Source organism: Streptomyces sp. NPDC059816, from assembly GCF_042732055.1.
Taxonomy (GTDB): Bacteria; Actinomycetota; Actinomycetes; order Streptomycetales; family Streptomycetaceae; genus Streptomyces.
The window spans coordinates 59,839-84,287 of the sequence record NZ_JBHWIQ010000030.1 but is presented as its reverse complement, the minus strand read 5'-3'; the positions used below and the strand labels follow the sequence as shown (position 1 = coordinate 84,287).

Sequence of the window (24,449 nt, the reverse complement as noted above, 5' to 3'; positions counted from 1 at the left end):
GAGGGCTACCAGCCGGTAGATTCAAGCTTCTTGAACGAGCGGGTCTGAAACTTGTTCTACATTGCCGCCCGCGCATAGGGTCGCCGGTGTACGCCGCGAGAAGGGGGCCACGAGTGACCGCTGAGGCGATGGAGGCCCGCCCCCGATCGGGAGAGGACCCCTCGACCGGTCGGCCCGACGGCACACCCTCCGGACAGTGGGGACAGCGGCCGCTGCGGATCGCGCTGCTCAGCTACAAGGGCAACCCCTACTGCGGGGGGCAGGGCGTCTACGTCCGCCATCTGTCCCGCGAACTGGTCCGCCTCGGCCACACCGTCGAGGTGATCGGCGCCCAGCCCTACCCCGTGCTCGACGCCGTCGATGGCGAGGGCCATGGCGATGCCGACGGCGACGGACCGGGACGGCTCTCGCTCACCCCGCTGCCGAGCCTCGACCTCTACCGCGAACCCGACCCCTTCCGCACCCCCGCCCGCGACGAGTTCCGCGACTGGGTGGACGCCCTGGAGGTCGCCACCATGTGGACCGGCGGCTTTCCCGAACCGTTGACGTTCTCGCTGCGCGCCCGCCGCCACCTGCGCTCCCGCCGCGGAGCGTTCGACGTCATCCACGACAACCAGACCCTCGGCTACGGGCAGTTGGGCGATCTGGGCGCCCCTCTGGTCACCACCGTCCACCACCCCATCACCGTCGACCGGCGGCTGGAGATCGACGCCGCCGCGGGCTGGAAGCGACGGGCCTCCGTCCGCCGCTGGTACGCGTTCACCCGGATGCAGAAGCGGGTGGCCCGGCGCCTCCCGTCGATCATCACCGTCTCGGGCAGCTCGCGCCGCGAGATCATCGACCACCTCGACGTGCGCGCCGGCCGCGTCCACGTCGTCCCCATCGGCGCCGACACCGACCTGTTCACCCCCGACCCGTCCGTCGCCGAGGTCCCCGGCCGGATCGTCACCACCTCGAGCGCCGACGTCCCCCTCAAGGGCCTGGTGCACCTCATCGACGCGTTGGCGAAGCTCCGCACCGAACACCCGGACGCCCACCTCGTCGTGGTCGGCAAGCGCGCCGAGGACGGCCCGGTCGCCCGGGCGATCGAACGGTACGGGCTCGACGGCGCCGTGGAGTTCGTCAAGGGAGTCAGCGACAGCGCACTCGTCGACCTGATCCGTTCCGCGCAGATCGCCTGCGTCCCCTCGCTGTACGAGGGCTTCTCCCTGCCCGCGGCCGAGGCCATGGCGACGGGCACCCCGCTCGTCGCCACCACCGGCGGGGCGATCCCCGAGGTTGCGGGACCCGACGGCGAGACCTGCCTCGCGGTGCCGCCCGGCGACCCCGGCGCCCTCGCCACCGCACTGGGCCGCCTCCTCGACGACGGGCAGCTGCGCACCCGACTCGGGGCCGCGGGCCGCGCCCGGGTCCTCGACCGGTTCACCTGGGCGCGCGCCGCCGAAGGCACCGTCGAGCACTACCGCACGGCCATCGCCCGCGCGCACACCGGCCGGGGCGGCGCCCCGGCCGCACCGACAGGCACCGGCCGCAGCACGGCCGTCGCCGCCAGGGGGATCAACCGCTGATGCTGACCGTTGACTTCACCCGCTTCCCGCTCGCCCCCGGCGACCGCGTCCTCGACCTCGGGTGCGGTGCCGGACGCCACGCCTTCGAGTGTTACCGGCGCGGCGCCCGGGTCGTCGCCCTCGACCGCAACGGCGAGGAGATCCGCGAGGTCGCCCGCTGGTTCGCCGCGATGCGGGAGGCCGGGGAGGCGCCCCGAGGGGCCACCGCCACCGCCATGGAGGGCGACGCCCTCGCCCTGCCCTTCCCCGACGCCTCCTTCGACGTGGTCATCATCTCCGAGGTGATGGAACACATCCCCGACGACAAGGGCGTCCTCGCCGAGATGGTCCGCGTGCTGCGGCCCGGCGGCCGGATCGCCGTCACCGTGCCGCGCTACGGCCCCGAACGGATCTGCTGGGCGCTCAGCGACGCGTACCACGAGGTCGAGGGCGGCCACATCCGGATCTACCGCGCCGACCAACTACTCGCCCGGATGCGGGAAGCGGGCCTGCGCCCGTACGGCAGCCACCACGCCCACGCCCTGCACGCGCCGTACTGGTGGCTCAAGTGCGCGTTCGGCGTCGACAACGACAAGGCGCTGCCGGTGCGCGCCTACCACAAGATGCTGGTCTGGGACATCATGAAGAAGCCCCTCGCCACCCGGACCGCCGAACGGGCCCTCAACCCGCTGATCGGCAAGAGCTTCGTGGCCTACGCGACCAAACCGCACCTCCCGCCGGTGGACGCCCCGTGACCACCCCCCGCACCGAGCACCTGGTGCTGCCCGGAGTACTCACCGCGGCGCAGGCGGCGGCCACCGTACGGGCCCTCCTCGCCGTCCAGCGACCGGACGGCGCCATCCCCTGGTTCCGCGGCCACCACCTCGACCCCTGGGACCACGTCGAGGCCGCGATGGCGCTGGACGCCGCCGGTGAACACGAGGCCGCCGCCCGCGCCTACGCCTGGCTCGCCCGCCACCAGAACCCGGACGGCTCCTGGTACGCGGCCTACGCCGACGGCGACCCCGACGACGTCACCGACCGCACCCGGGAGACCAACTTCTGCGCGTACGTCGCGGTCGGCGTCTGGCACCACCACCTCGCCACCGGCGACGAGGAGTTCCTCGACCGGATGTGGCCCACCGTCCACGCCGCCGTCGAGTTCGTGCTCGCCCTCCAACAACCCGGCGGGCAGATCGGTTGGCGGCGCGAAGCCGACGGCACCCCCGTCGCCGACGCCCTGCTCACCGGCAACTCCTCCGTCCACCAGGCCCTCGGCTGCGCCCTCGCCCTCGCCGAACGGCGCGGGGAGCCCCAGCCCGAGTGGGAACTCGCCGTCGGGGCGCTGCGGCACGCGATCGGGCACCACCCCGAACGGTTCCTCGACAAGGACCGCTACTCCATGGACTGGTACTACCCGGTGCTCGGCGGCGCGGTGACCGGCCCGGCCGCCCGACAGCGGATCGCGGCCGACTGGGACCGGTTCGTGGTGCCCGACCTCGGGGTCCGCTGCGTGTCCCCCAACCCCTGGGTCACCGGCGGGGAGTCCGCCGAACTCGCCCTCGCCCTGTGGGTCGCGGGCGAACCGGACCGGGCACGGGAGGTGCTCGCAGCCCTGGGCCACCTGCGCGACGAGACCACCGGCCTGTACTGGACCGGCTACGTCTACGCGGACCGGGCGATCTGGCCGGCGGAACAGACCGCCTGGACGGCCGGCGCGGTGCTGCTCGCCGTGGCCGCGCTCGGCGGCCACGAGGCGACCCGCGCGGTCTTCACCCCCGAGCGACTGCCCCGGGGCGTCACCCCCGCCTGCTGCTCCTGAGCGCGCGCCGCCGCGCCCTGACACCACATCAGGAGGCGTACGCGGAACGGTCCGAAGACCCGAAAAGGGGCGAGGGCCCACCCGCATTGCGGATGGGCCCTCGTCGTACCGCTGTGGGGGGATCAGCCCCGCTGGATGCCCGAGGTGTCCTGGAGGACGCCGCGGCGACCGTCCTGGGTCTGGGCGATCAGGCCCGGACCGCGCTGTTCCACGGCCAGGTACCAGGTGCCGGGGGCGAGCTCGGCGATCGGGTTCGGAGAACCGTCCTCCGGGTACAGGGGCCGGGGAACCGGAACCGCGAACCAGAACGGCGAGAAGTCCCCGCCGGACGGCTGCGGTCCGGGCGCCGGAGTACCCTGCTGCGGCTGGCCCTGCGGGGCGCCGCCCGGCGTACCGAACGGGCCCGGCTGCGGCTGGCCGCCGAAGGCCGGTCCGCCGGCGCCCCCCGGGTACCCGTAGCCACCGGCCGGCGGCTGCTGACCGTAGGGCTGCGGGGTCGCCGGTCGCGGGGCACCGAGCAGCGGGGCCTTGAGCGCGGGCACCAGCGGAGTCGCCACCGCGGCACCGGCGAGCACCACGGTCGCGATCAGACCGATGATCAGACCCGTGCCGGCGTCCGGGGTGAGGGCGCCGTTCCCGTCGAACGGGCCGGCGGGGTCGAAGATGTTCCCCAGTGCGCTCCACGCCGAGAAGACCGCGAACGCGACGCCGAACTGGCCGAGGTCGAGCCCCACGACCTTCCGCGGCTGGGACTGGGTGTGGGCGAAGACGATGACCACGGCGGCGATGATGCCCGCCAGGTACATGCTCATCAGGGTCGGACCGCTGTCCCAGGCGTTCGGGTACTCGGTGCTGTCACTGGCCCCGTCGATCGAGTACGTGTCGAGGAACGACGCGATGAAGAGCAACACCGCTGCTCCGATCACCACGCCATCGCCTCTAGTGAGGGAGCGGATGTTCACTTCAGGAAGGTCCTTCGTCCGTCGTCTGGTCGGTCGCTGGTGAAGGGGGTTTTGCTGTCGCCCACGTGCGTGGGCGGAGCGGGGGGTGACCCTCCATCGTAGGCTGACCCTATCGTCGGCCCGGCGAAGGAGTCTGCCAGGCCGGGGCAGGGCATACTACCCACGCAGAAAACTCATGATTCCCTCAGCGATCCCCCGCGCCGCCTTCTCCCGCCACGCTCCGTCGGTCAACCGGGCCGCGTCCTGGGGGTCCCGCATGTTGCCGCACTCGATGAACACCTTCGGCACCCGCGAGAGGTTGAGCCCCCCGAGGTCGTCGCGCACGTCGATGCCGCTGCCGCCGCCGAGGTAGTTGGCCGGCTCGCTACCGGTGGCCAGCGCGAACTGCCGGCCGATGCGTTCCCCCAGGTCACGGGAGGGCCCCACGATCGCCGCGGTGTCGGCGGCCCCGGCCTTGACCCGCGCGGGCAGGATCAGGTGATGGCCGCGGTTGCCCCGGGCCGAACCGTCCGCGTGGACGGACACCACCGCATCGGCACGGGCCTCGTTGCCGATGCGGGCCCGCTCGTCCACGCACGGCCCCCAGGCACGGTCCCCGTCATGGGTGAGGATCACGGTCGCGCCCAGCTCCCGCAGCCGAGCGCGGAGCTTGCGCGACACGTCCAGGGTGAAGTCCGCCTCCCGGTAGCCGCCCGGGCCGTCGCTCGTCGTCGTTCCCGTGGCGTCGCACGCCTTGCGCCCGGTGCCGATGTCGACCTCCCGGTCGATCTCCTGGGCGTGCTGGAAGTTGCCCGGGTTGTGCCCCGGGTCGACGACGACCACCTTGCCCGCCAGCGGCGCCTTCGCCGCGGGTCCCCCAGACCCGCCGGACCCGTTGACGGGTGCCCCGCCGGACGGGGACGACCCTGCCGCCCCTTCGCCCCCGTTCTTTCCGTCCACGGAGGCGGGACGACCCTCGGGGGAGCCCTCCTGCGCCAGGGCGAGCCCCGCGACGAGCGCCACGGGCAGCAGGACGGCCGCCGCGAGAAGGGCCCGGCGGCGGGTGCGGCGACCGGCCTGCGCGGGGACGGAGCCGGGCTCGGGACGTGACTCGGGACGGGGTGCTGAACGGTCTTCTGGGTGGGACACGGCAGCGACTCTAACCCCGGGTCAGCCGCTGGAGCTGGTGCGGCGCAGCACGCGCAGGGAGCCCGTCACCCCGATCTCCTCGAAGGCGCCGGAGGCCAGCGCCCGGAGGTAGACCCGGTACGGCGCCTGGCCGGTCATGATGTCCACCGGGTCCGGGAACACGTCGTGGATGACCAGCAGGCCCCCCGTCACCAACCGCGGAGCCCAGCCCTCGTAGTCCGCGTTCGCGTGTTCGTCGGTGTGCCCGCCGTCGATGAAGACCAGCGCGAGCGGCGTGGTCCACACGGCCGCGACCTGCGGGGAACGGCCCACCAGGGCGATCACGTGGTCCTCCAGCCCCGCCAGGTACAGGGTGCGGCGGAACTCCGGGAGCGTGTCCATCCGGTCCACCTCGGGATCCACCGTCTCCGGATCGTGGTAATCCCAACCGGGCTGCTGCTCCTCGCTGCCCCGGTGGTGGTCCACGGTGAGCACGGTGCCCCCCGCCGCCCGGGCCGCGTCCGCCAGCAGGATCGTGGAGCGACCGCAGTACGTGCCCACCTCCAGCAGGGGGTGCCCCAGGGCCGCCGCCGTCCGCGCGGCGGCGTACAGCGCCAGCCCCTCGTCGCGGGGCATGAACCCCTTCGCCTTCTCGAAGGCGGACAGGACTTTCCGGGCGGGCAGTGCGGTCGTCGCCTGGTGCATCGGGGCTCCGTGGGTCATGGGGCGGGCCGGACGGTGCGGGCCGCCGGTGTCGCCGTCATGCTGGCACACCCGGCGGGCGATCCCCGGGCACCGCGTCACTCAGGCCGTCGGCCCCGCGCCGGCCCGGACCAGCCGCCAGACCTCGGCGAACAGCTCGGGGAGCGTGCCCGGAAGCAGCTCGAACTCCCGTACCTCGCTCCCGTCCTCGCTCAGCCGCGCGCCGATCAGGGGCGCCTTCCAGGCCTCCATCGGCGGCAGCGGCTTCTTGCCGTGCGCCCACGGGCCGGGCAGGAAGAGCCTGCGTCCCGCGCGCGGTCTGCGGTCCTCCACCACCAGGTCGTGCGCCAGCAGCTCCGCCGCGGCCTTCGCATGGCGGGTCGGCGTCCAGGCGTTCCAACGCCGCACCTTGCGGTCCGACGGCACCGGGAGCAGCAGCAACTGGAGGTGGAGGGTGGCGGCGTCCTCGGACAGGTCGAGGGTCGCGGCGACCTCGGCGACCAGCTCGGGGACGCAGGCACGCGGGTCGGACTCGTAGCGGCCGGGCGGCAGGTCGTCGGCGAGGATGCGGGCCGTGACGCGGTCGCAGGTGCCGTCCCGCAACCAGTCCCGGCGTCGGCTTCCGCGATTGCCGCGGATCACACCGGAATGCAGGAGCCGGGCCGGTGAGTCACCACCCGCCAGCACCTTGCACAGCTGACGGACGACCTCCGGTGCCGCCGTGCGCACCGGGTCCCCGGCGGGGAGGTCCGCGTACGCCCACGGCAGGCCGGCGAAGACGGCGTCCGCGACGGTGTCGGCGTCGTAGCGGCCCATGACGTCCCAGGCGGTGCGCAGGTGGCGGTGCTCGGGCGGGCACGGCCACAGCCGCAGGGAGAAGCCCGGCGGGAGGGTGGCGTTCGCCGGGTCGAGGAACAGGTGGCACAGATGGGCCGCGGGCATCCGGGTCTCCAGCGCCACCGCGGACCGCCAGGTGTCCCACGGAGGGTGCGGGCGGGTGCCGTGCCGTTCGGTCCAGGCCGCGGCGGTGCGCTCCGCGACCCGGGCGAGACCGTCCGGCTCCCACAGGTCCGCGGGGTCCTCGGGCAGCACGTCGGCGAGCAGCGCCAGCCGGTCGTCGTCGTTCAGCATCGACAACTCGCCCCGTGCCGATTCGAGTTCGGCCGCGCCGAAGCCGAACACGGAGCGCTCGTGCGCATCGAGGTAGGGCACGAAGTGGCTGCCGGCGCCGGGGTTGCCGGCCAGGACGAGCGCCGCCGCCGGACGGCTGAGGCCGGTCGCCTCGGCCAGCGCCCGGGCCGCGTCCCCCTCCCAGGCGACCGGGCCGCGCTTCCGGACCAGCTCCACCAGGCGCGACAACTGCTCCGGGGTGCCCCAACCGCGGTGGCAGTCCTCGGCGTACAGCGGCTCCTCGGGGCGCGGGACGACCTCGCCGCCGGGGAGCACCGCCTCGAAGTAGTGGGTGTGGCGGGCGGCCGGCAGGTACAGGCCGAAGGAGACGCCCTGCCGGTCGCGGACGGTGAAGGAGGTCGTTCCGGCGAGCCGGCCCAGCCGGAAGCGGTAGGCCGGGTCCGCGAACGGCGTCCCCGCCCACATCTCCAGGAAGTCGATCAGCACCTCGCGGCGCCCCGGTCTGGTCGCTGCGGAGGCCGCGCGCAGCGCGAGCGCGCCGGGGCGCCCCACGAGTTCCGTCCAACTGCCGGCGGCGGGCGGCCGGACCTCCCCTTCGCCCGGGCCCGGCGCCCAACTGCCCTCGACGTAACGGCCGGTCCGGGCGATGTCCGCGAAGGACGTGCCGTTCCAGCAGCCCCCTGCTCCGACGAAGCCCTGGAGGGCGTCGATCTCCTTCATGCCTCCGATCATGACCGGCCCCACTGACAACGGCGGGTGGCCGGCCGCCCTAGGCTTCGCCCCCGTGACCACCGAGCCGGACTTCCTCCACGCCACCCGTACCTCCTACGACACCCTCGCCGTCGACTACGAGGCCCGTGCCCGCGGCGAACTCGACGCCAAGCCGATGGAACGCGCGCTCCTCGGGCTCTTCGCCGAACAGGTGCTGGCGGCCCCCTCGCCGCTGCCCGTGCTGGACGTGGGCTGCGGCACGGGCCGGGTGACCGCCCACCTCACGGACCTCGGGGTGCCCGTCACCGGGGTCGACCTGTCCCCGGGCATGGTGGACGTGGCCCGGGCGACCCACCCCGGGTGCACGTTCACGGTCGGGTCGATGCTGGACCTCGACGTGCCCGACCACAGCCTCGGCGGTGTCCTCGCCTGGTACTCGACCATCCACGTGCCCGACGACCACCTGCCGCGCGCCCTCGCGGAGTTCGCCCGGGTCCTCGCCCCCGGCGGTCAGCTGTTGCTCGGCTTCCAGTCGGGCACCGTGCCGCTGCGGCTCAGCGAGGCGTACGGGCACCCCGTCGCCCTCGACTTCCACCGCCGCACCCCGGAGCGGATGGCCGAACTCCTCACCGCGGCCGGCCTGTCCGTGCGGTCGACCACGCTGCGGCAACGCGATGTGGACGGGCCCTTCCCCGAACGCGCACCGCAGGCCTTCGTGTTCGCCCACGCCCCCGCGGAGCCCCACGGCACGGGGTGAACCGAGAGCGGGCGGGCGGACGTCACCCCGGGGCCGTCACACCGCGGGCAGTCGTCGGGCCACGGCCGTACCCAACTCCTCGGCCCGCTCGCACGCCGTGGCGGCCTTCCAGGGGCCCCGCACGGTCACCGCCACCAACTCGATCGTGCGCTCGCCCCGGCTCCCCGGGTACGCACGGTGCTGGACGCGGACCACGCACGACCCCTCGCCCGCCTCTCCGGGCGACACCGCGCCGGGTCGCCCGCCGAACCGGGCGGGGGAGCCGTCGTCGGTGAGCGAGTTGTCCCGGTCGAAGTCGAGGCCCACCGCCACGTCGTCCGTGTCGCCCGCCCACCCGCACCCCCAATGCGCGAAGTCGGGGTGCCCGTCGTGCGGGTCGATCCCGGGGACCACGGCGAGCGCCGCCGCGTCCAGCAGCCGGCAACCGTCCACCCGGGCCAGTGAAGCGGCGGCGAAATCGGCGGGCCGCTCCGGCACCGGACCCCGGTTCAGGACCTCCGCCGCGTGGTCGACCGCGGTCCGGGCCAGGGTGCAGAGTGCGGGCGCCCCGGCGGCCTCCCGTTCCACCGCCAGCCAGACCTGGTTGCCGTCCGCGAGCTGGAGGTTGCGTACGCATTCACCGCTCTGCGCCGGGAGTTCGGCCACCGTCACCGCACCCGTCTTCCGCCGGGGCACGTGCGCATCGAACTCGACCGGTTCGCCGGCGAAGTCCACCTGGATGTCGGCGAGCAGTTCGGCGCCCCGCCGGCCGTCCTCGTCACGGGCGTACAGCAGCACGTCACAGCGGTCGAACGCCCCGTACACCGGGTGCTCGACGGCGGACCCGTACGCGGTGAACGCCGCCGGGTCGAGCAGGGCGCACGGATCGGCCGCCCGCGCCTCACCCAGGACGGCCCGCGGGCCGGACGGCCGGTCCGGGTCACTCCCCGGGCGGTCGGACCACCAGGGCACCCCCGGGCCGAGGCCCACCGCCAGGACCAGCGCGCCCACCACAGCGCGCACGACGGGGCGGGTGAACCGGCGTGTGAGCCCAGCCCGCGCGGGGAGCGCACTCGGGGGCAGGGGCGCACGCGGTTCCTCGGCCTCCTCAAGCGGTGTCGCCGGGGCGGACGACCAGCCCTGGGTGTCCCCGGACCCGTTGGTGACGGTGAACCCCGCCGCCTGCGGCCACACCGGCACCCCGGCCCCGGCGCGCCCTCCCGGCCCGGGCGCACCCCGCGCGGGCAACGGCGGGGCGACCGGGCCGGCTGCCCCGCCGAGCATCGCGGACGCCTCGGCCGCGTCGGGACGGTCACCGGGTTCCGCCGCCAACAGCGCCGTCAGGACCCGGGCCAGGACCCCCGCGGCCCGACGCGGCGGATCGACGGCGCCCTGCTGGGCCCGGGCCACGTACACCACGGGGTGATCTGCCTCGCCGTACGGGGAGCGCCCCTCGACCGCCGCGTACAGGGTGGCGCCCAGACCGAACACGTCGGACGCGGGCCCGGCGGTGATGCCCCGGGCGACCTCCGGGGCCAGGTAGGGCGGCTTGCCCCGGACCGAGAGCGTGTGGCTGCGGACGTACTCCCGCCACAGGGCCCGGGAGATCCCGAAGTCGGTGAGCTTGGCCAGCCCCCCTTCGGTGACCAGGACGTTCTCCGGGGTGACATCGCCGTGCACCACGCCCTCGGCGTGCGTCGCGACCAGCGCATCGGCGATCTGCCGGCCCAGCGCTGCCACCCCCGCCCCGTCGAGGGGCCCGCCGGTACGGACCATCCGGGCGAGGCTGTGCCCCGGGACGTACTCCATGACGATCCAGCAGGCGGGTCCGGTCGTCACGAGGTCGAACACCCCGACGAGGTGGGGGTGGACCTGCCGACCGCCGTTGCTGGCCTCGGCCTTGAGCCGGCGCCGCGCCTTCGCGCTGTCCACCCGGGCGCTCTTGACGGCGACCCGACGGCCGAGCAGCTCGTCGTGGGCGAGCCAGACCTCGCCCATTCCGCCCGAGCCGATCAGCCGGACCAGACGGTACCGGTCGCTGATCCGTTGTCCGGGCCTAGCCATCTCCGTGTCCCGCCATGTTCCTGCTCCCCGCGGTGGTCGGGCCGGGCCGCCGGTCGTGGAGCGGCCCCGCGCGACGGAGCGTAGGGGAGCGGTGCGGCAGCGGACGGAGGGTTGCGGGGACCGCCACGGCACACGGGAAGCGCGCGGGGGCGCGGGCTCTGGACGCGCGCAGGGCGGGCCTCCTCCGGGCGCGCCGGCGAACACACGGGTGGGGGACAGGTTCTTCAACGGTTCTTCATCACCTCCGTCCTACCGTCGCCCTGCCCGACCACGGGGGAACGCGCGCGGCCGGGCGACAAGGAGGCGGGGCGGCGGGGTCTGACCAGCCCCTCCGCCCCGCCCGTGAACCAGGGAAGGACACCCGGTAGTGAGGCACACGACGAGGAACCCGGCGGGACGACCGGGGGCGGCACGGCGCGGAGCACCGGGCCGGTGGGCGCTGGTGACACCCCTGCTCCTGCTGGCCCTGACCGCCTGCGGCGCACAGGACGACGGCCCCGGGGTGCCCTCGGTGAACAGCGGTGCGAAGGCCGGGTCCGACGCGAACGCCGAGGACGAGATCACCCGGTACCTGGAGGCGCAGAAGAAGTACGTCCGCTGCATGGAGGAGGAGGGGTTCACGTCCAGTGACCCGGACTCCAAGGGGCGCTACGAGTTCGAGGGCGACCCCCGGGCCCTGAAGGCGGACCCGGAGTTCGCCAAGGCGCAGAACACCTGCAAGCACCACTCCCTGCCCGTGCCCGCGGAACTGGAACGGCGCAACGAGCCGAAGCCGAGCGCCAAGGAGATCAAGAAGCAGAAGCGTTACGCCACCTGCATGCAGGAGCAGGGCGCCCCCGACTACCCCGACGTGGACGCCGAGGGCCGCTCCTCCCAGGAGGAGTGGAACCAGAACAGTTCGGGGGCCAAGCGCGCGAGCCGGATCTGCGAGCCGATCCTGGGCAACCCGACCCTCCCGCCCGGCGGGGCCCGGGGCTGAGCGATGACGGACACAGGGACGGGTCAGGACCCGGAGAGGGCCGCCGGGACCCGGACGGGACGCACGCGCGGGGTGCGCGGTCGGTCGGCCGGCCCGGGGCGCCGCCGGACGCTCCTCGTGGTGTCCGCCGCCGTCGTGGTGGCGGTCGTGGCGGGAGCGGGGGCCTTCGGGCTCGACCTCGGCGGCGGCGACGGGGCGGACGCCGACCCGGGGCGGGCCGGCTCGGTGGTGGAGGTCGCGCGTCGCACCCTGGTCGACCAGACCTCGGTGGACGGCAAGTTGGGGTACGGCAAGGAGGTCCCCGTTCCGCTCAAGGCGACGGGGACCGTGACCTGGCTGCCCGAACGCGGCGACCTGGTCAGCCGCGGCGAGACCCTGCTGAAGGTCGACGACCGGCCGGTGGTGCTGCTGTACGGGGCCCTGCCGATGTACCGCGCGCTCGGCCCGGGTGGCACCGGCTCCGAGGGGTCGGATGCGGAGGGTTCCGGTTCCGCAGGGTCCGGGGGCGGAAGGGCCGGGGACTCCGTCGAGGGGACGAAGGGGATGGACGTACGGCAGTTCGAGTCGAACCTCGCCGCGCTCGGCTACACCGACTTCACCGTGGACGACGAGTACACCGCCAAGACCGCGGAGGCCGTCAAACGCTGGCAGCGGCACCTGGGCGTGCCCCGGACGGGCCGGATCACGGTCGGGGACGTCGTGTACGCCTCCGGCCGGATCAGGGTCGGCGACGTGGGCGTCCGGATCGGTGCCGAGGCCACGTCCGAGGCACTCTCCTACACCGGGGGCGCCCGCCGGGTGACCGTCGACGCCTCGGCCGAGGACGGAGCCTGGGCCACCCGCGGCACCGAGGTCACCGTCGAACTGCCCGGAGCCGAACCGGTGGACGGCAAGGTCTCGTCGGTGGGCAAACGGATGACCGCGGCCGAGGGCGGCGGGGGAGAAGGCGAGGGCGGCGGCGACACCGGGCGCGGGACCGCGACCTTCCCCGTGACGATCACCCTCGACGACCCGAGCGCGCTCGGCCGGATGGAGAGCGCACCCGTCACCGTCCGCTACGTGCGCGAGCGCCGCGCGGGGGTGCTGTCCGTGCCCGTGTCCGCGCTCGTCGCCCTCGCGGAGGGCGGCCACGGCCTGGAACTCGTCGAACCCGAGGGCCGTTTCGTGGCGGTCCGCACGGGACTGTTCGCGAACGGCATGGTGGAGGTCCGCGGCGCAGGGCTCCGCGAGGGCCTGAAGGTGAGGATCCCGCAGTGACGGACGTCGTGCGGTTCGAGCGGGTCTCGAAGACGTACCCCGCGGGGGTGCACGCGGTCGAGGACGTCGACCTGTCCCTCGCCCCCGGCGAACTCGTCGCCGTCGTCGGCCCGTCCGGTTCCGGCAAGTCCAGCCTGCTGAACCTGATGGGCACCCTGGACCGGCCCACCACCGGCCGGGTCCTCGTGGACGGCCACGACACCGCCGCCCTCACCGACCGTGAGGTGTCCGCGCTGCGGGCCCGGCGGATCGGCTTCGTGTTCCAACAGTTCCACCTCGCGGTCGGCGTCCCGATCCTGGACGCCGTCGCCGACGGGCTCCTCTACGCGGGGGCCGCCCCCCGCAGACGGCGGGCCGAGGCCGCCGAGGTGCTCGACCGGGTGGGTCTGGCCCACCGGACGCAGCACCTGCCGCACCAACTCTCCGGCGGCGAACGCCAACGGGCCGCCGTCGCCCGGGCGGTGGTCGGCGCGCCGGCGCTGCTGCTCGCCGACGAGCCGACCGGCAACCTCGACTCCGCGTCCGGCGCCGCGGTCCTGGCACTGCTCCGGGAACTCCACGGCTCGGGCACCACGGTCGTCGTCATCACCCATGACCGGGAGATCGCCGCCGGTCTGCCCCGACGGATCGAGATGCGGGACGGCCGACTGGTCAACGACACCGGAGCCCGTACCGGCACCGGCACCGGCAGTAGGGTCGACCGCCCGGCCGGTGCGGCGGTGCTGCGGTGACCGGGCGGCGGGACGTGCTGCGGCCCGCCCGACTGCGGGGACGGGACCTCGTCCGACTCGGCGGCACCGGTCTGCGCACCCGTCCGCTACGGGTGTTCCTGTCCGCGCTGGGCGTCGCCATCGGGGTGGCCGCGATGATCGCGGTCGTCGGGATCTCGGCTTCCAGCCAGGCGGAGGTGGACCGCCGGCTGGACGCGCTCGGCACCAACCTGCTGCGGATCGAACCCGGTCGCGACGCGGAGGGCCAGCAGACCCGGCTGCCCGCCGAGGCCACCACGATGATCCGCCGCATCCCCCCGGTGCTGCGGGCCGACGCCACGGGGCTGACCTCCGCCCGCGTCTACCGCAACGAGAACATTCCGGTGGGCCGCACCGGCGGGATCGACGTGGTCGCCGCCGGCCGGGGGCTGCTGCCGGTGATCGGTGCGGAGGTCGGGCGCGGACGCTGGCACGATCCGGCCACCGAACGGGCCCCGACGGTGGTGCTCGGCGCGGAGGCGGCACGGCGGCTCGACGTGAGCGCGCCCGGCACCCGGCTCTGGCTGGGCGGCCGGTGGTTCTCGCTGATCGGGGTGTTGCGCCCGGTCCCGCTGGCTCCGCAGATCGACCGTTCGGCGCTGGTCGGCGCCGGGGCCGCGGAACGGTACCTGGAGCACGACGGCACCCCCACGACGGTCTACGTACGGGCCGCGGAGGACCGGGTGAACGAGGTCCGCGCGGTCGTCGCCGCGACCGCGCACCCGGAGCGGTCCTCCGAGGTGTTGATCTCCCGGCCCTCCGATGCGCTCGCCGCCCGGGAGGCCACCGAGTCCGCGCTGACCGGACTGCTGCTGGGGCTCGGCGGGGTCGCCCTGCTGGTGGGTGGCGTCGGGGTGGGGAACACCATGGTCATCTCGGTGCTGGAGCGCCGTTCCGAGATCGGACTGCGGCGGGCGCTGGGAGCGACCCGTGGACAGATCCGCCTCCAGTTCGTGATGGAGTCCCTGCTGCTCTCCGTGCTCGGCGGGGTCGCCGGAACGGTGTTGGGGGTGCTGATCACCGCCGGGTACGCGGTGTCGCGGGAGTGGCCCGCGGTGGTTCCGGCCTGGGCTTCGGCTGCGGGCACCGGATCGACGCTGGTCATCGGGGCCCTGGCCGGGCTGTATCCGGCGGTGCGGGCCAGCCGGCTGGCGCCCACGGAGGCCTTGGCGGGCACCTGATCGCCCCCGGCCGTCCCCGTGCCGTCAGCTACCGTCCCCGCCGGTCGGTGCGGTCGGTGCGGTCGGTGCGGGCGGCGTGTCGGGTGTACGGGGCGCCGGGGGAGCGGGGAGCGTCACCGTGAAGGCGGTGCCGCGGCCGACCTCGCTGCTGACGGTGACGGTCCCGCCGTGGTCCGCGACGATCTGCCGGGCGATGGGCAGCCCCAACCCGCTGCCCCCGGTGGCCCGCCCCCGGGCCCCGTCCGCCCGCCAGAAACGGTCGAACAGGTGGGGCAGTTGGTCCGGGGGAATCCCGCTCCCGGTGTCCCGCACCACCAGGCCGACCCCGTCCGCTCCGCCGGGCCCGGCCGCGGGGTGAACCACCCGCAGCGTCACCCGGCCACCGCTCCCGGTGTGCCGTACCGCATTGCCGACCAGGTTGGACAGTGCCTGCCGCAACCGCGCCGGATCGCCGTGCACCGGGGCCGGAACCGGGTGCGCAGCGACCTCCACCGCGACGCCCGCCTCGCCGGCGAGGGCACGGTGGGCCGTGGCGCAGGCCGTCAACAGGTCCCGGGCGTCCAGGTCCGTGCGGTGGTAGGTCAGCGCTCCAGCCTCGGCGAGTGCGAGGTCCTGGAGGTCGTCCACGACGCGCTGCTGCAACATCGCCTCCTCGTGCAGGGAGGCGAGGAGCTCCGGGGTGACCTCCACGAACCCGTCCTGGATCGCCTCCAGGTACCCCCGCAGGTTGCCCAGGGGCGTGCGCAGCTCATGGGCGATGTCCCCGATGAGCTGCCGCTGGCGCCGCTCGCTGGCCGCCAACGAATCCGCCATCCGGTTGAAGGAGCGGCCCAGTTCGCCGATCTCGTCGCTGCCGGAGGCGGGGACCCGCTGCACGAGTTCCCCTTCCCCGAGGCTGCACGCCGCCGCCGTCAGGGCCTTCACCGGCCGCAGCACCGCCCGACTCAGCAGGAGCGCCCCGAGCACGGCGGCCCCGGCGACCCCCAGCGCGGCGAGCACGGCCGGTTTCCGCTCGACCATCAACCCCGCGTCGTCGAGGGCACCCAGGGACACCCGCAGCGGTTGGGGACCGACCGTGCCGGCGCGGGTCACGAACACCCGGTCCACACAGTTCGCGGCCTCGCCCAGGGGAACGTCCACACACTGCTGGAGGGCGTCAACCACCGCGTCGAGCTCCCTCGCGGACGCGTTCCGCAAGGTGCAGGAGCCGCTCTGCTCGCTGCCGCCGGGGCCCCGGTACACCGGGATGCCGAGGTCGTCACGGGTGAGCTCCGGCTCGATGCCGGAGCGGGCCAGGCACTCGGCGAACGCGACGGACTCCGGGTACGCGGCGATGGGGCCGATGCTCTGCTTCACCAGGGCCCCCGAAACCGCCACGGGCTTCGGCCGGTCGGTGAGCCGCGGTCGGGGGTCGACCAGGATCGGCGGTGCGGCTCCGGCGGGGCGGGGCGTGCGACCGGCCAGCGCGTCCGAGTCCAGGGCGTTGTCGCCCGCCTCGTCCTGGATCCTGATGCGCTGACCCGTCTCCTCGGCCAGCGCCCGCAGGACGTCCGCCACGCCGTCCCAGGTGCCGTGGCGCACCGCGTGATGGCGCAGCCGTTGGTCGATGACCCGGATGTCGGCACGGTCGGCATCGGCCGACTCCTGCACCTGGCGCGAGACTTGACGCAGCGTCAACCAGGCGGTCGCTGCGGTGGCGGCCACGGCGACCAGCATCAGGAGCGCCATCAGCCGGACCCGGAAGCTCATGGGCGCGCCGTACCACCGTCCGTGATCCGGTAGCCCCGCCCGTAGACCGTCTCCAGGTGTCGCGGGTGCGTCGGGTCCTGCTCCAACTTGCGGCGCAGGTTCATCACATGGGCGTCCACCGTGCGTTCGAGGACGTCGTGGTCGAAGCCGAAGGCCCGCTCGATGATCTGGGCCCGGGTGAAGACCCGGCCGGGCTCCCGGGCCAGTGTTTCGAGGATGCCGAACTCCTTGGACGTCAGTGTCACCGTCCGACCCGACAGCCGCACCTCGAAGCGGACGGTGTCGACCTCCATGCCGCCGACCCGCAGCACCGCGGGCTCCCCGTCCGTCGCCTTCCCGGATCGTCGTAACAACGCTCTTACCCGGGCGGCGAGTTCGCGGGGGCTGCACGGTTTGGTGAGGTAGTCGTCGGCGCCGAGGTCGAGCCCCAGCAGGATGTCCTCCTCCGTGGTGCGGGCGGTGACCAGCAGGATCGGCACGTCCGACTCGGCGCGCAGGATGCGGCAGATGTCGAGTCCGTCGATCCCCGGCAGCATCACGTCCAGCACCACGAGGTCGGGCCGGGCGGTGCGCGCCCGGTCGAGGGCGGCCCGGCCGTCGCCCGCCACGTGCACGGCGTGCCCGTCCTGCTCCAGGTAGATGCGGATCAACCCCGCGTGCTTGGCGTCGTCCTCGGCGACCAGGATGCGTGCGCCCAAGGTTGTCTCCGCTCCCGTGGTGGTTGCGGCCACGGTAGTACAGGCGTACGGGCCGGTCCGCCGCTCGTGGGCGGACCGGCCCGCGGGCCCCGCCGGCAGGGGCCCGCTCCCCGGCGGGTCCGTCCCCACGACAACCCGCCGGCGGGACGGTGCCCTGCACTGCCGCGACGACCCGGCGCGGTCGGCCTGGACGACGAGGATGGCAGCAGGGGCGGGCGGCGACCCGGGATGCTCAGAGGTCCGGCCGGGTGCTGCGGTTCACAGGTGCGCAGTGACCAGGGCGACCACCCGCGCCTTGTTCGCGGGACCGATCCAGGTACCGACGATCTTGCCCCCCTTGAACACATGGAGTGTGGGGATCTGGGTCACCCCCTGCTTCTCCGTCGTCTGCGGGCTCTCGTCGATGTCGAGCCGGGCGACGGTCAGCCGGCCGGAGTACTCCTTCGCCACCTCGGTCAGCACCGGGTCGAGCGCTCGGCAGGGGGCGGACCACTCGGCGCGGAAGACCGCCAGCACCGGCCCGGCCCCCTTGACCACCTTCGTCTCGAAGTCCGCGTCGGTCACGTTGATGACGGTGCCTGCCATGGGACCAGTCCTTTCACAGGTACGGGGGAAGGAGCGCGGCCCGGCGAGACGGCATGAGCCGAAGCCGGTGATCAGAGGCTGCCCCGCAGCAGGTGAAACCGTGTGATACCGATGCAATAGGTCCTGATCCCTCTGGCGTATGGCCGACGGGACCCTCTTGCGCTCCCCGGCAGCCTCCTGGCTGCGGCCGGCATTCATACAGACGTGTGAACTTGCGACGTGAGTACCCAAGGACCATGCGCTACGGTCATCGGCCGGGCCGCGCGCCCCGGGTGCCGGTCACGACCCTCCGGCCTCGGAGAACGCGTCGCGAAGTTGCAACCGGCCACTCAGTGCCCGGCGCCGTAGTAGCCGCCGAGTTGGTCACGGTAGGCGGGATCTCCGAGGTGTCGGTCCTCGTCGAACTCCGGGGACGCCTTGATCTCGTCCTTCGTCCAGGAGACGTGCAGCGTTCGCCCGTCGTTGTCCACGCGGGAGACGGTCGCCGCCGGAAGCATCACCTTCCGGCCGAAGATCCACACTCCGGTGTCCACGACGAGGTACTGCGAGCCGACCTCGTTGGAGAACTCGTCCACCTTGCCGATGTGCCCGTCCGACGCCTCCACCCGGTATCCGGAGAGGTCGTCGTCCCGGGTGTGTCCGGCGGTGGGCAGGTAGTTCCACAGACCGTTGAGCATGAGGACTCCTTGAGTGAGAAGAACGAAGGACGAAGAACGAAGAAACGGGGCGAGCCGGTGCCGGACCGCTACCAGCGGTACCAGCGGCCCCGGCCGCCGCCGGGTCCGGCCGGGCGGACCAGGAAACCGATGAGCCACAGCACCAGGACGACGGCGGCGACCCACCACAGGACCTCCAGCGCGAATCCGGCGCCGAAGAGCAGAACGACGAGAAGAAGAGCCAGTAGGAGCGGAACCATGTCGTATCAACCTCCGAAGCCTCGGGTGCCCCCCGAACGACGGACCACACGGAGAAGCACCCGTTCCTTCCGTACCGCCGGGCCGCGGAGCACGGAAGGGGAACCGGTCCGCGTGCGGTGCCGGGCCCCGGGGCGCCGGTCACCGCCCCTGCCCCGGGCACCACACTGGAACGCGTTCTAGGATGAGGAGGTCGGAGGAACCCGTGCGGGACACCCCGGGTTCCCGGGCCAGCCGGACGCCGTCCCGTGAAGGGGAACCACAGCATGCGCGCAGCCGTACTGCACGAGACCGGGCACGACGAGCTGGAAGTCCACGACGACGTCGAGGCGGTCGGTTTCGGTCCCGGCAAGGTGCGCGTCCGGATCCGGGCCGCGGGGCTGTGTCACTCCGACCTGTCCGCCATGGACGGCACCCTGCGGCAGCCCGCGCCGTTCGTCCCCGGCCACGAGGGCGCCGGCGAGGTCATCGAGGTGGGGGACCGGGTGAGCAGCGTCCGGCCCGGCGACCGGGTGCTGATCAGTTGGCTGCCGGCCTGCGGCGGGTGCCCCCCGTGCGGACGCGGTCAGACCCAGCTGTGCCTGACCGGGTTCAGGAACGCCCGCACCCCCAACTTCCGCCGCCCGGGCGGACCCATCTTCGGGTTCACCGGGACCGGGACCTTCGCCGAAGAGGTCGTCCTCGACGCGGCGAGCGCGGTACCGATCCCCGACGACGTGCCCTTCGACATCGCCGCCCTGATCGGCTGCGGGGTCACCACCGGACTCGGTGCGGTGCTCAACACCGCCCGGGTCCAGGCCGGTTCGTCGGTCGCGGTGATCGGCTGCGGCGGGGTGGGACTCTCCGTGGTCCAGGGCGCCCGGCTCAGCGGCGCCGCCCGGATCGTCGCGGTCGACCCGGTCGCCTTCCGCCGCGATTCGGCCCTGCGGTTCGGCGCCACCGAGGCGGTGGCCCCCGACGAACTCGCCGACGCCACCCAGCGGATCACCGGGGGCGAGGGCTTCGACTACGTCTTCGAGGTCGTCGGCCGCTCGGACACCGCACGCACCGCCTACGACACCACCCGGCGCGGCGGGACCCTCTGCGTCGTCGGCGCGGGCGCCCCGGACGACTTCCTGCGCCTGAGCATGTTCGAGCTGTTCTTCCACGAGAAGCGCATCCTGCCCTCGATGTACGGAGGCGGGGACGCCGTGCGTTCGTACCGGCGGACCGTCGAACTGTGGCGGGCGGGCCGGGTCGACCTGGAAGGACTGATCACCCACCGGGTGCCGCTGGCGCACATCAACGAGGCACTGGAGCAGATGCGCGCGGGCAGCGCACTGCGCACCTCCATCGAGTTCTGAACGTCCGGATTCCCGGGGTCCGCGGTGCGTTAATGAGTTGACCGGGTGGTGCGGGCTGGGCAGGCTCCGGAGAGGACCTGGACGAACGTCTCATCGCCGGTGGAGTGCCCTACCCGACCGGCGGGCCGGGGCAGCGGGCCGGCAGATCGGAATGACCGAGGGATGACTTCCCACCTCCACGCGCTCCGCTTCGACGCGAACGACCCCCACCGCCTGGCGCGCTTCTGGGCCGGGTTCCTGGACTGGGAGCTGACCGACGACTCCCACGGCGACCCCGTGCTCCTGCCGAACGACGACACCGGGTTCCGGATCGGGTTCCGTGCGACCCGGGAGCGCAAGAGCGGCCAGAACCAGCTGCACTTCGACCTGACGAGCCGGTCCCTCGACGACCAGCAGCGGACCGTGGCGCGGGCGCTCGAACTCGGGGCCCGCCACCTCGACATCGGCCAGGGCGAGGTGAGCCATGTGGTGCTCGCCGACCCCGAGGGCAACGAGTTCTGCGTCATCGAGCCGGGCAACAACTTCCTCGCCGACTGCGGGTTCATCGGAGCGCTCGCCTGCGACGGTTCGCAGGAGGTCGGCTACTTCTGGAGCCGCGCCCTGGGCTGGCCGTTGGTCTGGGACCAGGACCAGGAGACCGCGATCCGCTCGCCGCACGGCGGCCCCAAGGTCACCTGGGGCGGTCCGCCGCTGCTGCCGAGGACCGGCAAGAGCCGACTGCACTTCGACCTCGCTCCGCCCGCCGACGGCGACCAGCGGGCGGAGGTCGACCGCCTCGTCTCCCTCGGGGCCGAGCGGATCGACATCGGCCAGGGCCAGGTCGGCCCTGTGGTGCTCGCCGACCCCGACGGCCGAGAGTTCTGCGTGCTGCCGCCCGAGTCGCCGCTGACCCGACCGGCCCGCCGCTGACGGAGCACCGCGCCGGCCCCGGACCCCGCACAGGCCAACGGCCCCGCGGGGCGGGGCCGTTGTGGTGGATCGGACGGGCGGGGGGTGTCGCTACGGAACTCCCCCCGCCCAGAGGCGCTACGGCGTCCTCCCGCTACCCCTCCTGGGAGGAGTTGGTCCTGCGGTGCCGGCCGTGCGGCTCTTCCTCCTGGTCGTGGGGGGCCACGGCCCCCCGGTGCCGGCCGTGGCCGTCGTTCTCCACGGCCTCACGCGGTTCGGCGGTCGGGTCCGTCTGGGTCTCGGTCATCGGAAAGGTTCACCCCGTCGAAGGATCTTCACAACAGCCGGGTGATTCTAGCCGGCGGCCCGTCAGCTCCCGAAGGGCACCCGCCCGGTGAGGGGCGCCTGTTGTAGGGGAACCGGCCGGGCGGCGCCCACCCCGCCCTCGCCGCGACCCCCTCCGGGCGCCGTGCCCGCGGGGCTTCCCGCCGGGCCGACCCCGCCGCGCGGTCGGCGGCCCGCTCCGGTGCCGGGCGGCGCTCCGGCCACCCCCGCTCCCCAGACCGCCCCGGCGCCCGGCCAGACCCCGGATCCGGGGGCGCACCGCACCCTCGTCCCCCCGCCCCCGGTCGGCACCGTGACACCGGGACCGCCCTCGCCCGCAGTGCTCCCCGCTGCCACTGAGTCCCCCGGGCCACCCGGGCCACCCGGGTCCGGTGGGGAGCCCGGGCGTGGCGGGCCGCTCGGGCGGCCCGCACCGTCACCCTCGTTCCCGACCGGCGACTCAAAGGCCCCGAGGGCCCTGAGGGATCCGAGGGCCCCGAGGGACTCAAGTACCCCGGGGTGCTCCGGGGCCGCAGCAGCGTCCGCCGCGTCCGGGGCCGTCGTACGACGGTCCGCGCCCCGCACGTTGCCCGTGGGGCTCGCCGCCGCGAAGACCGTACCCGCGGGATCCGCCGCGAAGACCGTACCGACGGATCCCGCGGCGAGCGCGGCCGGCGTCAGCCGGGCGACCCCGCAGGGCACCGCCCCGGTGGCGTACGGCAACCGCAGCTCCCCGTCCCGGGTCCACCGTCCCGCCCCGGGGAACCACCCCCGGGGCGGGCGCAGTCGGCGAACTCCGGGCAACGCCGGGCGCCAGACGCCGAGCCAGGTGCCGCCCGCCCCGTCGACCCGCAGGGCGACCCCGCAGTCCTCCGGTGCGAGTGCCTGGCCCGGCTGCACCGCGAACGGCGTCACCGTGTGTCCGGGCAGCCGCAGGCACTCCGGGAAGCGGACCGGGAGGGTGCTGCCCAGCACGCCCCAGCCCAACCGCTCGCACCCGGGCGACGGGGCGTCCGAACGGATCAGCAACAGCCCGCTGTCCGGGTCCGCGAGCAGCAGCCGATCGGTGCTGTCCTGCGCGATCTGGAGCAGCGGCGACACGGCACCACCCCGTCCCAGGTCGACGGCGACCGCCTTGGTCCGGCCGCCGGACTCCCGGTCCAGGGCCAGCAGGCGCCCCGTCCGGTCGAGCCAGGCCCCGCCCGTGCAGCGACCCGGGACCTCCGCGACCAGTTCGGGCCCGTTGCCGCCGCCCGCCACCAGCCACACCCGGCTGGCGCGCCCGTCCGCGTCGAGCGCATAGGCGCGGCTGCCGCAGGGCGCCGGCGGCAGCAGGCTCCAGCGCGCGGTGGCCGGCCCCCGTTGCAGCGCACCGAGCCGTACCTCTCCGGTCGCGGGGCCGGTCGGGTACACCAATGCGAACTCGTGCCGGTCCGCGACCGACCGCCGCAGCAGCACCCGGCCGTCCGCCATCGGTTGCACCTCGGTGTCCGCCTCCTCGGGCTGGCGACCCGGCAGCGGTACCGCGTACGGCTCGGGGCCGTCCAGCGTCCAGCGCTCGGGGAACCAGCGGTCGGCCGAGCCGGCCGCCAGGGCCAGTCGAGCCGCGTAGCCGCCGTCCGCGGCGATCACGAGGGCGTCCGGCCTCGTTCGGGCTCCCGGCGGTGCGGGGGCTGTTGATGGGTCGTTCTCGGCGGTGGTCTCGCCGGCACGGACCGTCATGATTCGGTCACCTCCGGCGACGAAGGTAGGTTTTCGCACGCACGGCCGTGGCACGCGTCGCCCGAAGACCACCACAACGGGTGGTCATGGGGCGTTCCGTGTGGGACGCGGTGCCGTTCGTGCTGGGTGTCCGTCCTGTGGGACGGCCAAGTGCCCCGCATCGGCAAGCGCTTAAGGTAAGGCGAACCTAACTTCTTGTTGTGGAGTCGTCATGCCCCTGACCCGCCGCGGCACCACCGCGCTCGCCCTCGCGGTCGCCGCCGCCCTCGCCCTCACCGCCTGCGGCTCCGACTCCGCCACGGAGTCGGGCTCCGGCCCCACCGGGACGGACCGCAAGGCCGGTGCCGCCACGGGGCCGGTGGAAGAGGACTTCGCCAAGGTCATCGAGCAGACCGCCGCACTGGGCACGGACGCCGCCCCCGGCGAGTTCCCCCGTACCGTCAGGCACGCCATGGGGACGGTCGAGATCCCCGCCCAGCCCAAGAGGGTCGTGGTCCTCGACGTCGGCGAACTCGACAACGTCGCCTCGCTGGGCGTCGAGCCCGTCGGCTACGCACCCACCGAAGGCGACGCCCGACTCCCCTCGTACCTGCGCGAGAAGGCCGGCGACCCGAAGAGCGTCGGCACGGTCAACGCCCTGAACCTGGAGGCGATCGCCGCCCTCAAGCCCGATCTGATCCTCGGCACCCAGTTCCGCCTGGCCAGCCAGTACGCACAGCTGAAGGCGATCGCCCCGACCGTCCTCTCGCTGCGCCCCGGCTTCCCCTGGAAGGAGAACTACCTCCTCAACGCGGCGGCCCTCGACCGGACCGCGCAGGCCCGGGCGGGCCTCGCCGCGTACGAGAAGAAGGCCGCGGACCTCGGCCGGGACCTCGGCGGCGACAAGCCGACCGTCACCATGCTCCGGTACATGCCGGGGGAGATCCGCCTCTACGCCAGGGCGTCCTTCATCGGCACCATCCTGGAGGACGTCGGGATTCCGCGCCCGAAGAACCAGCAGGCGGACCAGCTGTCCACCAACGTGTCCACCGAACGCATCGACGACGCCGACGCCGACTGGATCTTCACCGGCGTCTACGGCGACCCCGCGAAGACCGACCGGTCCCAGGTCGAGGACAGCCCCCTGTGGGACGGTCTGGGCGCGGTCGAGGCGGGCCGGGCCGAGGACGTGCCCGAGGAGACCTGGTACCTCGGTCTCGGGGTCACCGCCGCCCACGAGGTCCTGGACGACCTGCGCGGTCATCTCCTGAAGTGAGCGCCCCTCCCCGTCGGCGCCGA

General features: G+C 74.0%; 22 protein-coding genes and 1 pseudogene. 11 read left to right on the top strand and 12 right to left on the bottom strand.

What is annotated here, in order from left to right; all coding sequences use genetic code 11:
* The first annotated feature begins 113 nt into the window (after positions 1–113).
* From ACFV88_RS30655 to ACFV88_RS30645, 3 genes are read left to right on the top strand one after another with little or no spacing between them, the layout of a single operon-like run.
* Positions 114–1,568 (top strand): glycosyltransferase family 4 protein, encoded by a 1,455-nt coding sequence (locus ACFV88_RS30655; RefSeq protein WP_385495305.1) that lies wholly within the window; start codon positions 114–116, stop codon positions 1,566–1,568.
* Positions 1,568–2,302, top strand: a complete 735-nt coding sequence (locus tag ACFV88_RS30650) for a methyltransferase domain-containing protein (RefSeq protein WP_385495304.1) — start codon at positions 1,568–1,570, stop codon at positions 2,300–2,302. Before ACFV88_RS30655 ends, ACFV88_RS30650 begins: the two co-directional genes overlap by 1 nt.
* On the top strand, positions 2,299–3,369 hold the full coding sequence (locus ACFV88_RS30645) for a prenyltransferase (RefSeq protein ID WP_385495303.1): 1,071 nt from the start codon (positions 2,299–2,301) through the stop codon (positions 3,367–3,369). The genes ACFV88_RS30650 and ACFV88_RS30645 overlap by 4 nt, the downstream gene beginning before the upstream one ends.
* A 122-nt stretch (positions 3,370–3,491) precedes the next feature.
* Here ACFV88_RS30645 and ACFV88_RS30640 read toward each other — a convergent pair whose 3' ends face one another.
* The 4 genes from ACFV88_RS30640 to ACFV88_RS30625 all read right to left on the bottom strand — a co-directional run bounded on the left by ACFV88_RS30640 (position 3,492) and on the right by ACFV88_RS30625 (position 7,991).
* A complete protein-coding gene (locus ACFV88_RS30640; RefSeq protein ID WP_385495302.1) occupies positions 3,492–4,331 on the bottom strand; it encodes a hypothetical protein in 840 nt (279 codons plus the stop codon).
* Between the two features lie 156 nt (positions 4,332–4,487).
* Positions 4,488–5,459 (bottom strand): N-acetylmuramoyl-L-alanine amidase, encoded by a 972-nt coding sequence (locus ACFV88_RS30635; RefSeq protein ID WP_385495300.1) that lies wholly within the window; start codon positions 5,457–5,459, stop codon positions 4,488–4,490.
* A gap of 21 nt (positions 5,460–5,480) precedes the next feature.
* On the bottom strand, positions 5,481–6,143 hold the full coding sequence (locus ACFV88_RS30630) for a class I SAM-dependent methyltransferase (RefSeq protein WP_385495299.1): 663 nt from the start codon (positions 6,141–6,143) through the stop codon (positions 5,481–5,483).
* A 99-nt stretch (positions 6,144–6,242) separates the two neighbouring features.
* The gene (locus tag ACFV88_RS30625; RefSeq protein WP_385495298.1) at positions 6,243–7,991 is read right to left on the bottom strand and encodes a hypothetical protein; all 1,749 of its coding nucleotides are present in this window, start codon (positions 7,989–7,991) and stop codon (positions 6,243–6,245) included.
* Positions 7,992–8,055: 64 nt separating this feature from the next.
* Here ACFV88_RS30625 and ACFV88_RS30620 point away from each other — a divergent pair, with 64 nt between their 5' ends.
* Entirely contained in the window at positions 8,056–8,739 is a 684-nt protein-coding gene (locus ACFV88_RS30620) for a class I SAM-dependent DNA methyltransferase (RefSeq protein WP_385495297.1), read from the top strand.
* A gap of 36 nt (positions 8,740–8,775) precedes the next feature.
* Here ACFV88_RS30620 and ACFV88_RS30615 read toward each other — a convergent pair whose 3' ends face one another.
* Complete coding sequence (locus ACFV88_RS30615; RefSeq protein ID WP_385495295.1) at positions 8,776–10,782, bottom strand: protein kinase; 2,007 nt, start codon at positions 10,780–10,782, stop codon at positions 8,776–8,778.
* 442 nt (positions 10,783–11,224) lie between these two features.
* Between ACFV88_RS30615 and ACFV88_RS30610 the strand changes: the two genes are divergently transcribed.
* The 4 genes from ACFV88_RS30610 to ACFV88_RS30595 all read left to right on the top strand — a co-directional run bounded on the left by ACFV88_RS30610 (position 11,225) and on the right by ACFV88_RS30595 (position 14,948).
* Positions 11,225–11,761, top strand: coding sequence for a hypothetical protein (locus ACFV88_RS30610; RefSeq protein WP_385495294.1), 537 nt, complete (start codon positions 11,225–11,227; stop codon positions 11,759–11,761).
* A gap of 120 nt (positions 11,762–11,881) precedes the next feature.
* Positions 11,882–13,018: a peptidoglycan-binding protein gene (locus ACFV88_RS30605; RefSeq protein ID WP_385495293.1), complete on the top strand. Its 1,137-nt coding sequence runs from the start codon at positions 11,882–11,884 to the stop codon at positions 13,016–13,018.
* On the top strand, positions 13,015–13,749 hold the full coding sequence (locus ACFV88_RS30600) for an ABC transporter ATP-binding protein (RefSeq protein WP_385495292.1): 735 nt from the start codon (positions 13,015–13,017) through the stop codon (positions 13,747–13,749). The genes ACFV88_RS30605 and ACFV88_RS30600 overlap by 4 nt, the downstream gene beginning before the upstream one ends.
* The gene (locus ACFV88_RS30595; protein WP_385495291.1) at positions 13,746–14,948 is read left to right on the top strand and encodes an ABC transporter permease; all 1,203 of its coding nucleotides are present in this window, start codon (positions 13,746–13,748) and stop codon (positions 14,946–14,948) included. The genes ACFV88_RS30600 and ACFV88_RS30595 overlap by 4 nt, the downstream gene beginning before the upstream one ends.
* Before the next feature lie 24 nt (positions 14,949–14,972).
* Here ACFV88_RS30595 and ACFV88_RS30590 read toward each other — a convergent pair whose 3' ends face one another.
* The 5 genes from ACFV88_RS30590 to ACFV88_RS30570 form a co-directional block, all read right to left on the bottom strand.
* A complete protein-coding gene (locus tag ACFV88_RS30590; RefSeq protein WP_385495290.1) occupies positions 14,973–16,697 on the bottom strand; it encodes a sensor histidine kinase in 1,725 nt (574 codons plus the stop codon).
* The gene (locus tag ACFV88_RS30585; protein ID WP_385495289.1) at positions 16,694–17,395 is read right to left on the bottom strand and encodes a response regulator transcription factor; all 702 of its coding nucleotides are present in this window, start codon (positions 17,393–17,395) and stop codon (positions 16,694–16,696) included. Before ACFV88_RS30585 ends, ACFV88_RS30590 begins: the two co-directional genes overlap by 4 nt.
* A gap of 258 nt (positions 17,396–17,653) precedes the next feature.
* On the bottom strand, positions 17,654–17,980 hold the full coding sequence (locus ACFV88_RS30580; protein ID WP_385495288.1) for a thioredoxin family protein: 327 nt from the start codon (positions 17,978–17,980) through the stop codon (positions 17,654–17,656).
* Between the two features lie 329 nt (positions 17,981–18,309).
* The gene (locus tag ACFV88_RS30575) at positions 18,310–18,657 is read right to left on the bottom strand and encodes a PRC-barrel domain containing protein (protein ID WP_385495287.1); all 348 of its coding nucleotides are present in this window, start codon (positions 18,655–18,657) and stop codon (positions 18,310–18,312) included.
* A 68-nt stretch (positions 18,658–18,725) separates the two neighbouring features.
* A complete protein-coding gene (locus ACFV88_RS30570; RefSeq protein WP_385495286.1) occupies positions 18,726–18,896 on the bottom strand; it encodes a hydrophobic protein in 171 nt (56 codons plus the stop codon).
* 264 nt (positions 18,897–19,160) lie between these two features.
* Between ACFV88_RS30570 and ACFV88_RS30565 the strand changes: the two genes are divergently transcribed.
* Together ACFV88_RS30565 and ACFV88_RS30560 are read left to right on the top strand one after the other, a co-directional pair.
* The gene (locus tag ACFV88_RS30565; protein WP_385495284.1) at positions 19,161–20,237 is read left to right on the top strand and encodes a Zn-dependent alcohol dehydrogenase; all 1,077 of its coding nucleotides are present in this window, start codon (positions 19,161–19,163) and stop codon (positions 20,235–20,237) included.
* A 162-nt stretch (positions 20,238–20,399) separates the two neighbouring features.
* Positions 20,400–21,146, top strand: coding sequence for a VOC family protein (locus tag ACFV88_RS30560; RefSeq protein ID WP_385495283.1), 747 nt, complete (start codon positions 20,400–20,402; stop codon positions 21,144–21,146).
* Positions 21,147–21,279: 133 nt separating this feature from the next.
* On the opposite strand, the gene ACFV88_RS30555 is transcribed toward ACFV88_RS30560, so the two are convergent.
* Together ACFV88_RS30555 and ACFV88_RS30550 are read right to left on the bottom strand one after the other, a co-directional pair.
* Entirely contained in the window at positions 21,280–21,432 is a 153-nt protein-coding gene (locus tag ACFV88_RS30555; RefSeq protein ID WP_385495282.1) for a hypothetical protein, read from the bottom strand.
* A 392-nt stretch (positions 21,433–21,824) separates the two neighbouring features.
* Positions 21,825–23,171 (bottom strand): annotated as a pseudogene (locus tag ACFV88_RS30550) (hypothetical protein); the annotation flags it as partial.
* Between the two features lie 211 nt (positions 23,172–23,382).
* On the opposite strand from ACFV88_RS30550, the gene ACFV88_RS30545 reads away from it, so the two are divergent.
* The gene (locus ACFV88_RS30545) at positions 23,383–24,426 is read left to right on the top strand and encodes an ABC transporter substrate-binding protein (RefSeq protein WP_385495281.1); all 1,044 of its coding nucleotides are present in this window, start codon (positions 23,383–23,385) and stop codon (positions 24,424–24,426) included.
* The last annotated feature ends 23 nt before the right edge of the window (positions 24,427–24,449 follow it).

Coding starts and splice junctions, on each gene's coding strand:
- ACFV88_RS30650 (WP_385495304.1), top strand. CDS start 1,568: ATGCTGACCGTTGACTTCACCCGCTTCCCGCTCGCCCCCGGCGACCGC.
- ACFV88_RS30630 (WP_385495299.1), bottom strand. CDS start 6,143: ATGCACCAGGCGACGACCGCACTGCCCGCCCGGAAAGTCCTGTCCGCC.
- ACFV88_RS30625 (WP_385495298.1), bottom strand. CDS start 7,991: ATGAAGGAGATCGACGCCCTCCAGGGCTTCGTCGGAGCAGGGGGCTGC.
- ACFV88_RS30615 (WP_385495295.1), bottom strand. CDS start 10,782: ATGGCTAGGCCCGGACAACGGATCAGCGACCGGTACCGTCTGGTCCGG.
- ACFV88_RS30590 (WP_385495290.1), bottom strand. CDS start 16,697: ATGAGCTTCCGGGTCCGGCTGATGGCGCTCCTGATGCTGGTCGCCGTG.
- ACFV88_RS30580 (WP_385495288.1), bottom strand. CDS start 17,980: ATGGCAGGCACCGTCATCAACGTGACCGACGCGGACTTCGAGACGAAG.
- ACFV88_RS30575 (WP_385495287.1), bottom strand. CDS start 18,657: ATGCTCAACGGTCTGTGGAACTACCTGCCCACCGCCGGACACACCCGG.
- ACFV88_RS30570 (WP_385495286.1), bottom strand. CDS start 18,896: ATGGTTCCGCTCCTACTGGCTCTTCTTCTCGTCGTTCTGCTCTTCGGC.
- ACFV88_RS30565 (WP_385495284.1), top strand. CDS start 19,161: ATGCGCGCAGCCGTACTGCACGAGACCGGGCACGACGAGCTGGAAGTC.
- ACFV88_RS30560 (WP_385495283.1), top strand. CDS start 20,400: ATGACTTCCCACCTCCACGCGCTCCGCTTCGACGCGAACGACCCCCAC.
- ACFV88_RS30555 (WP_385495282.1), bottom strand. CDS start 21,432: ATGACCGAGACCCAGACGGACCCGACCGCCGAACCGCGTGAGGCCGTG.
- ACFV88_RS30545 (WP_385495281.1), top strand. CDS start 23,383: ATGCCCCTGACCCGCCGCGGCACCACCGCGCTCGCCCTCGCGGTCGCC.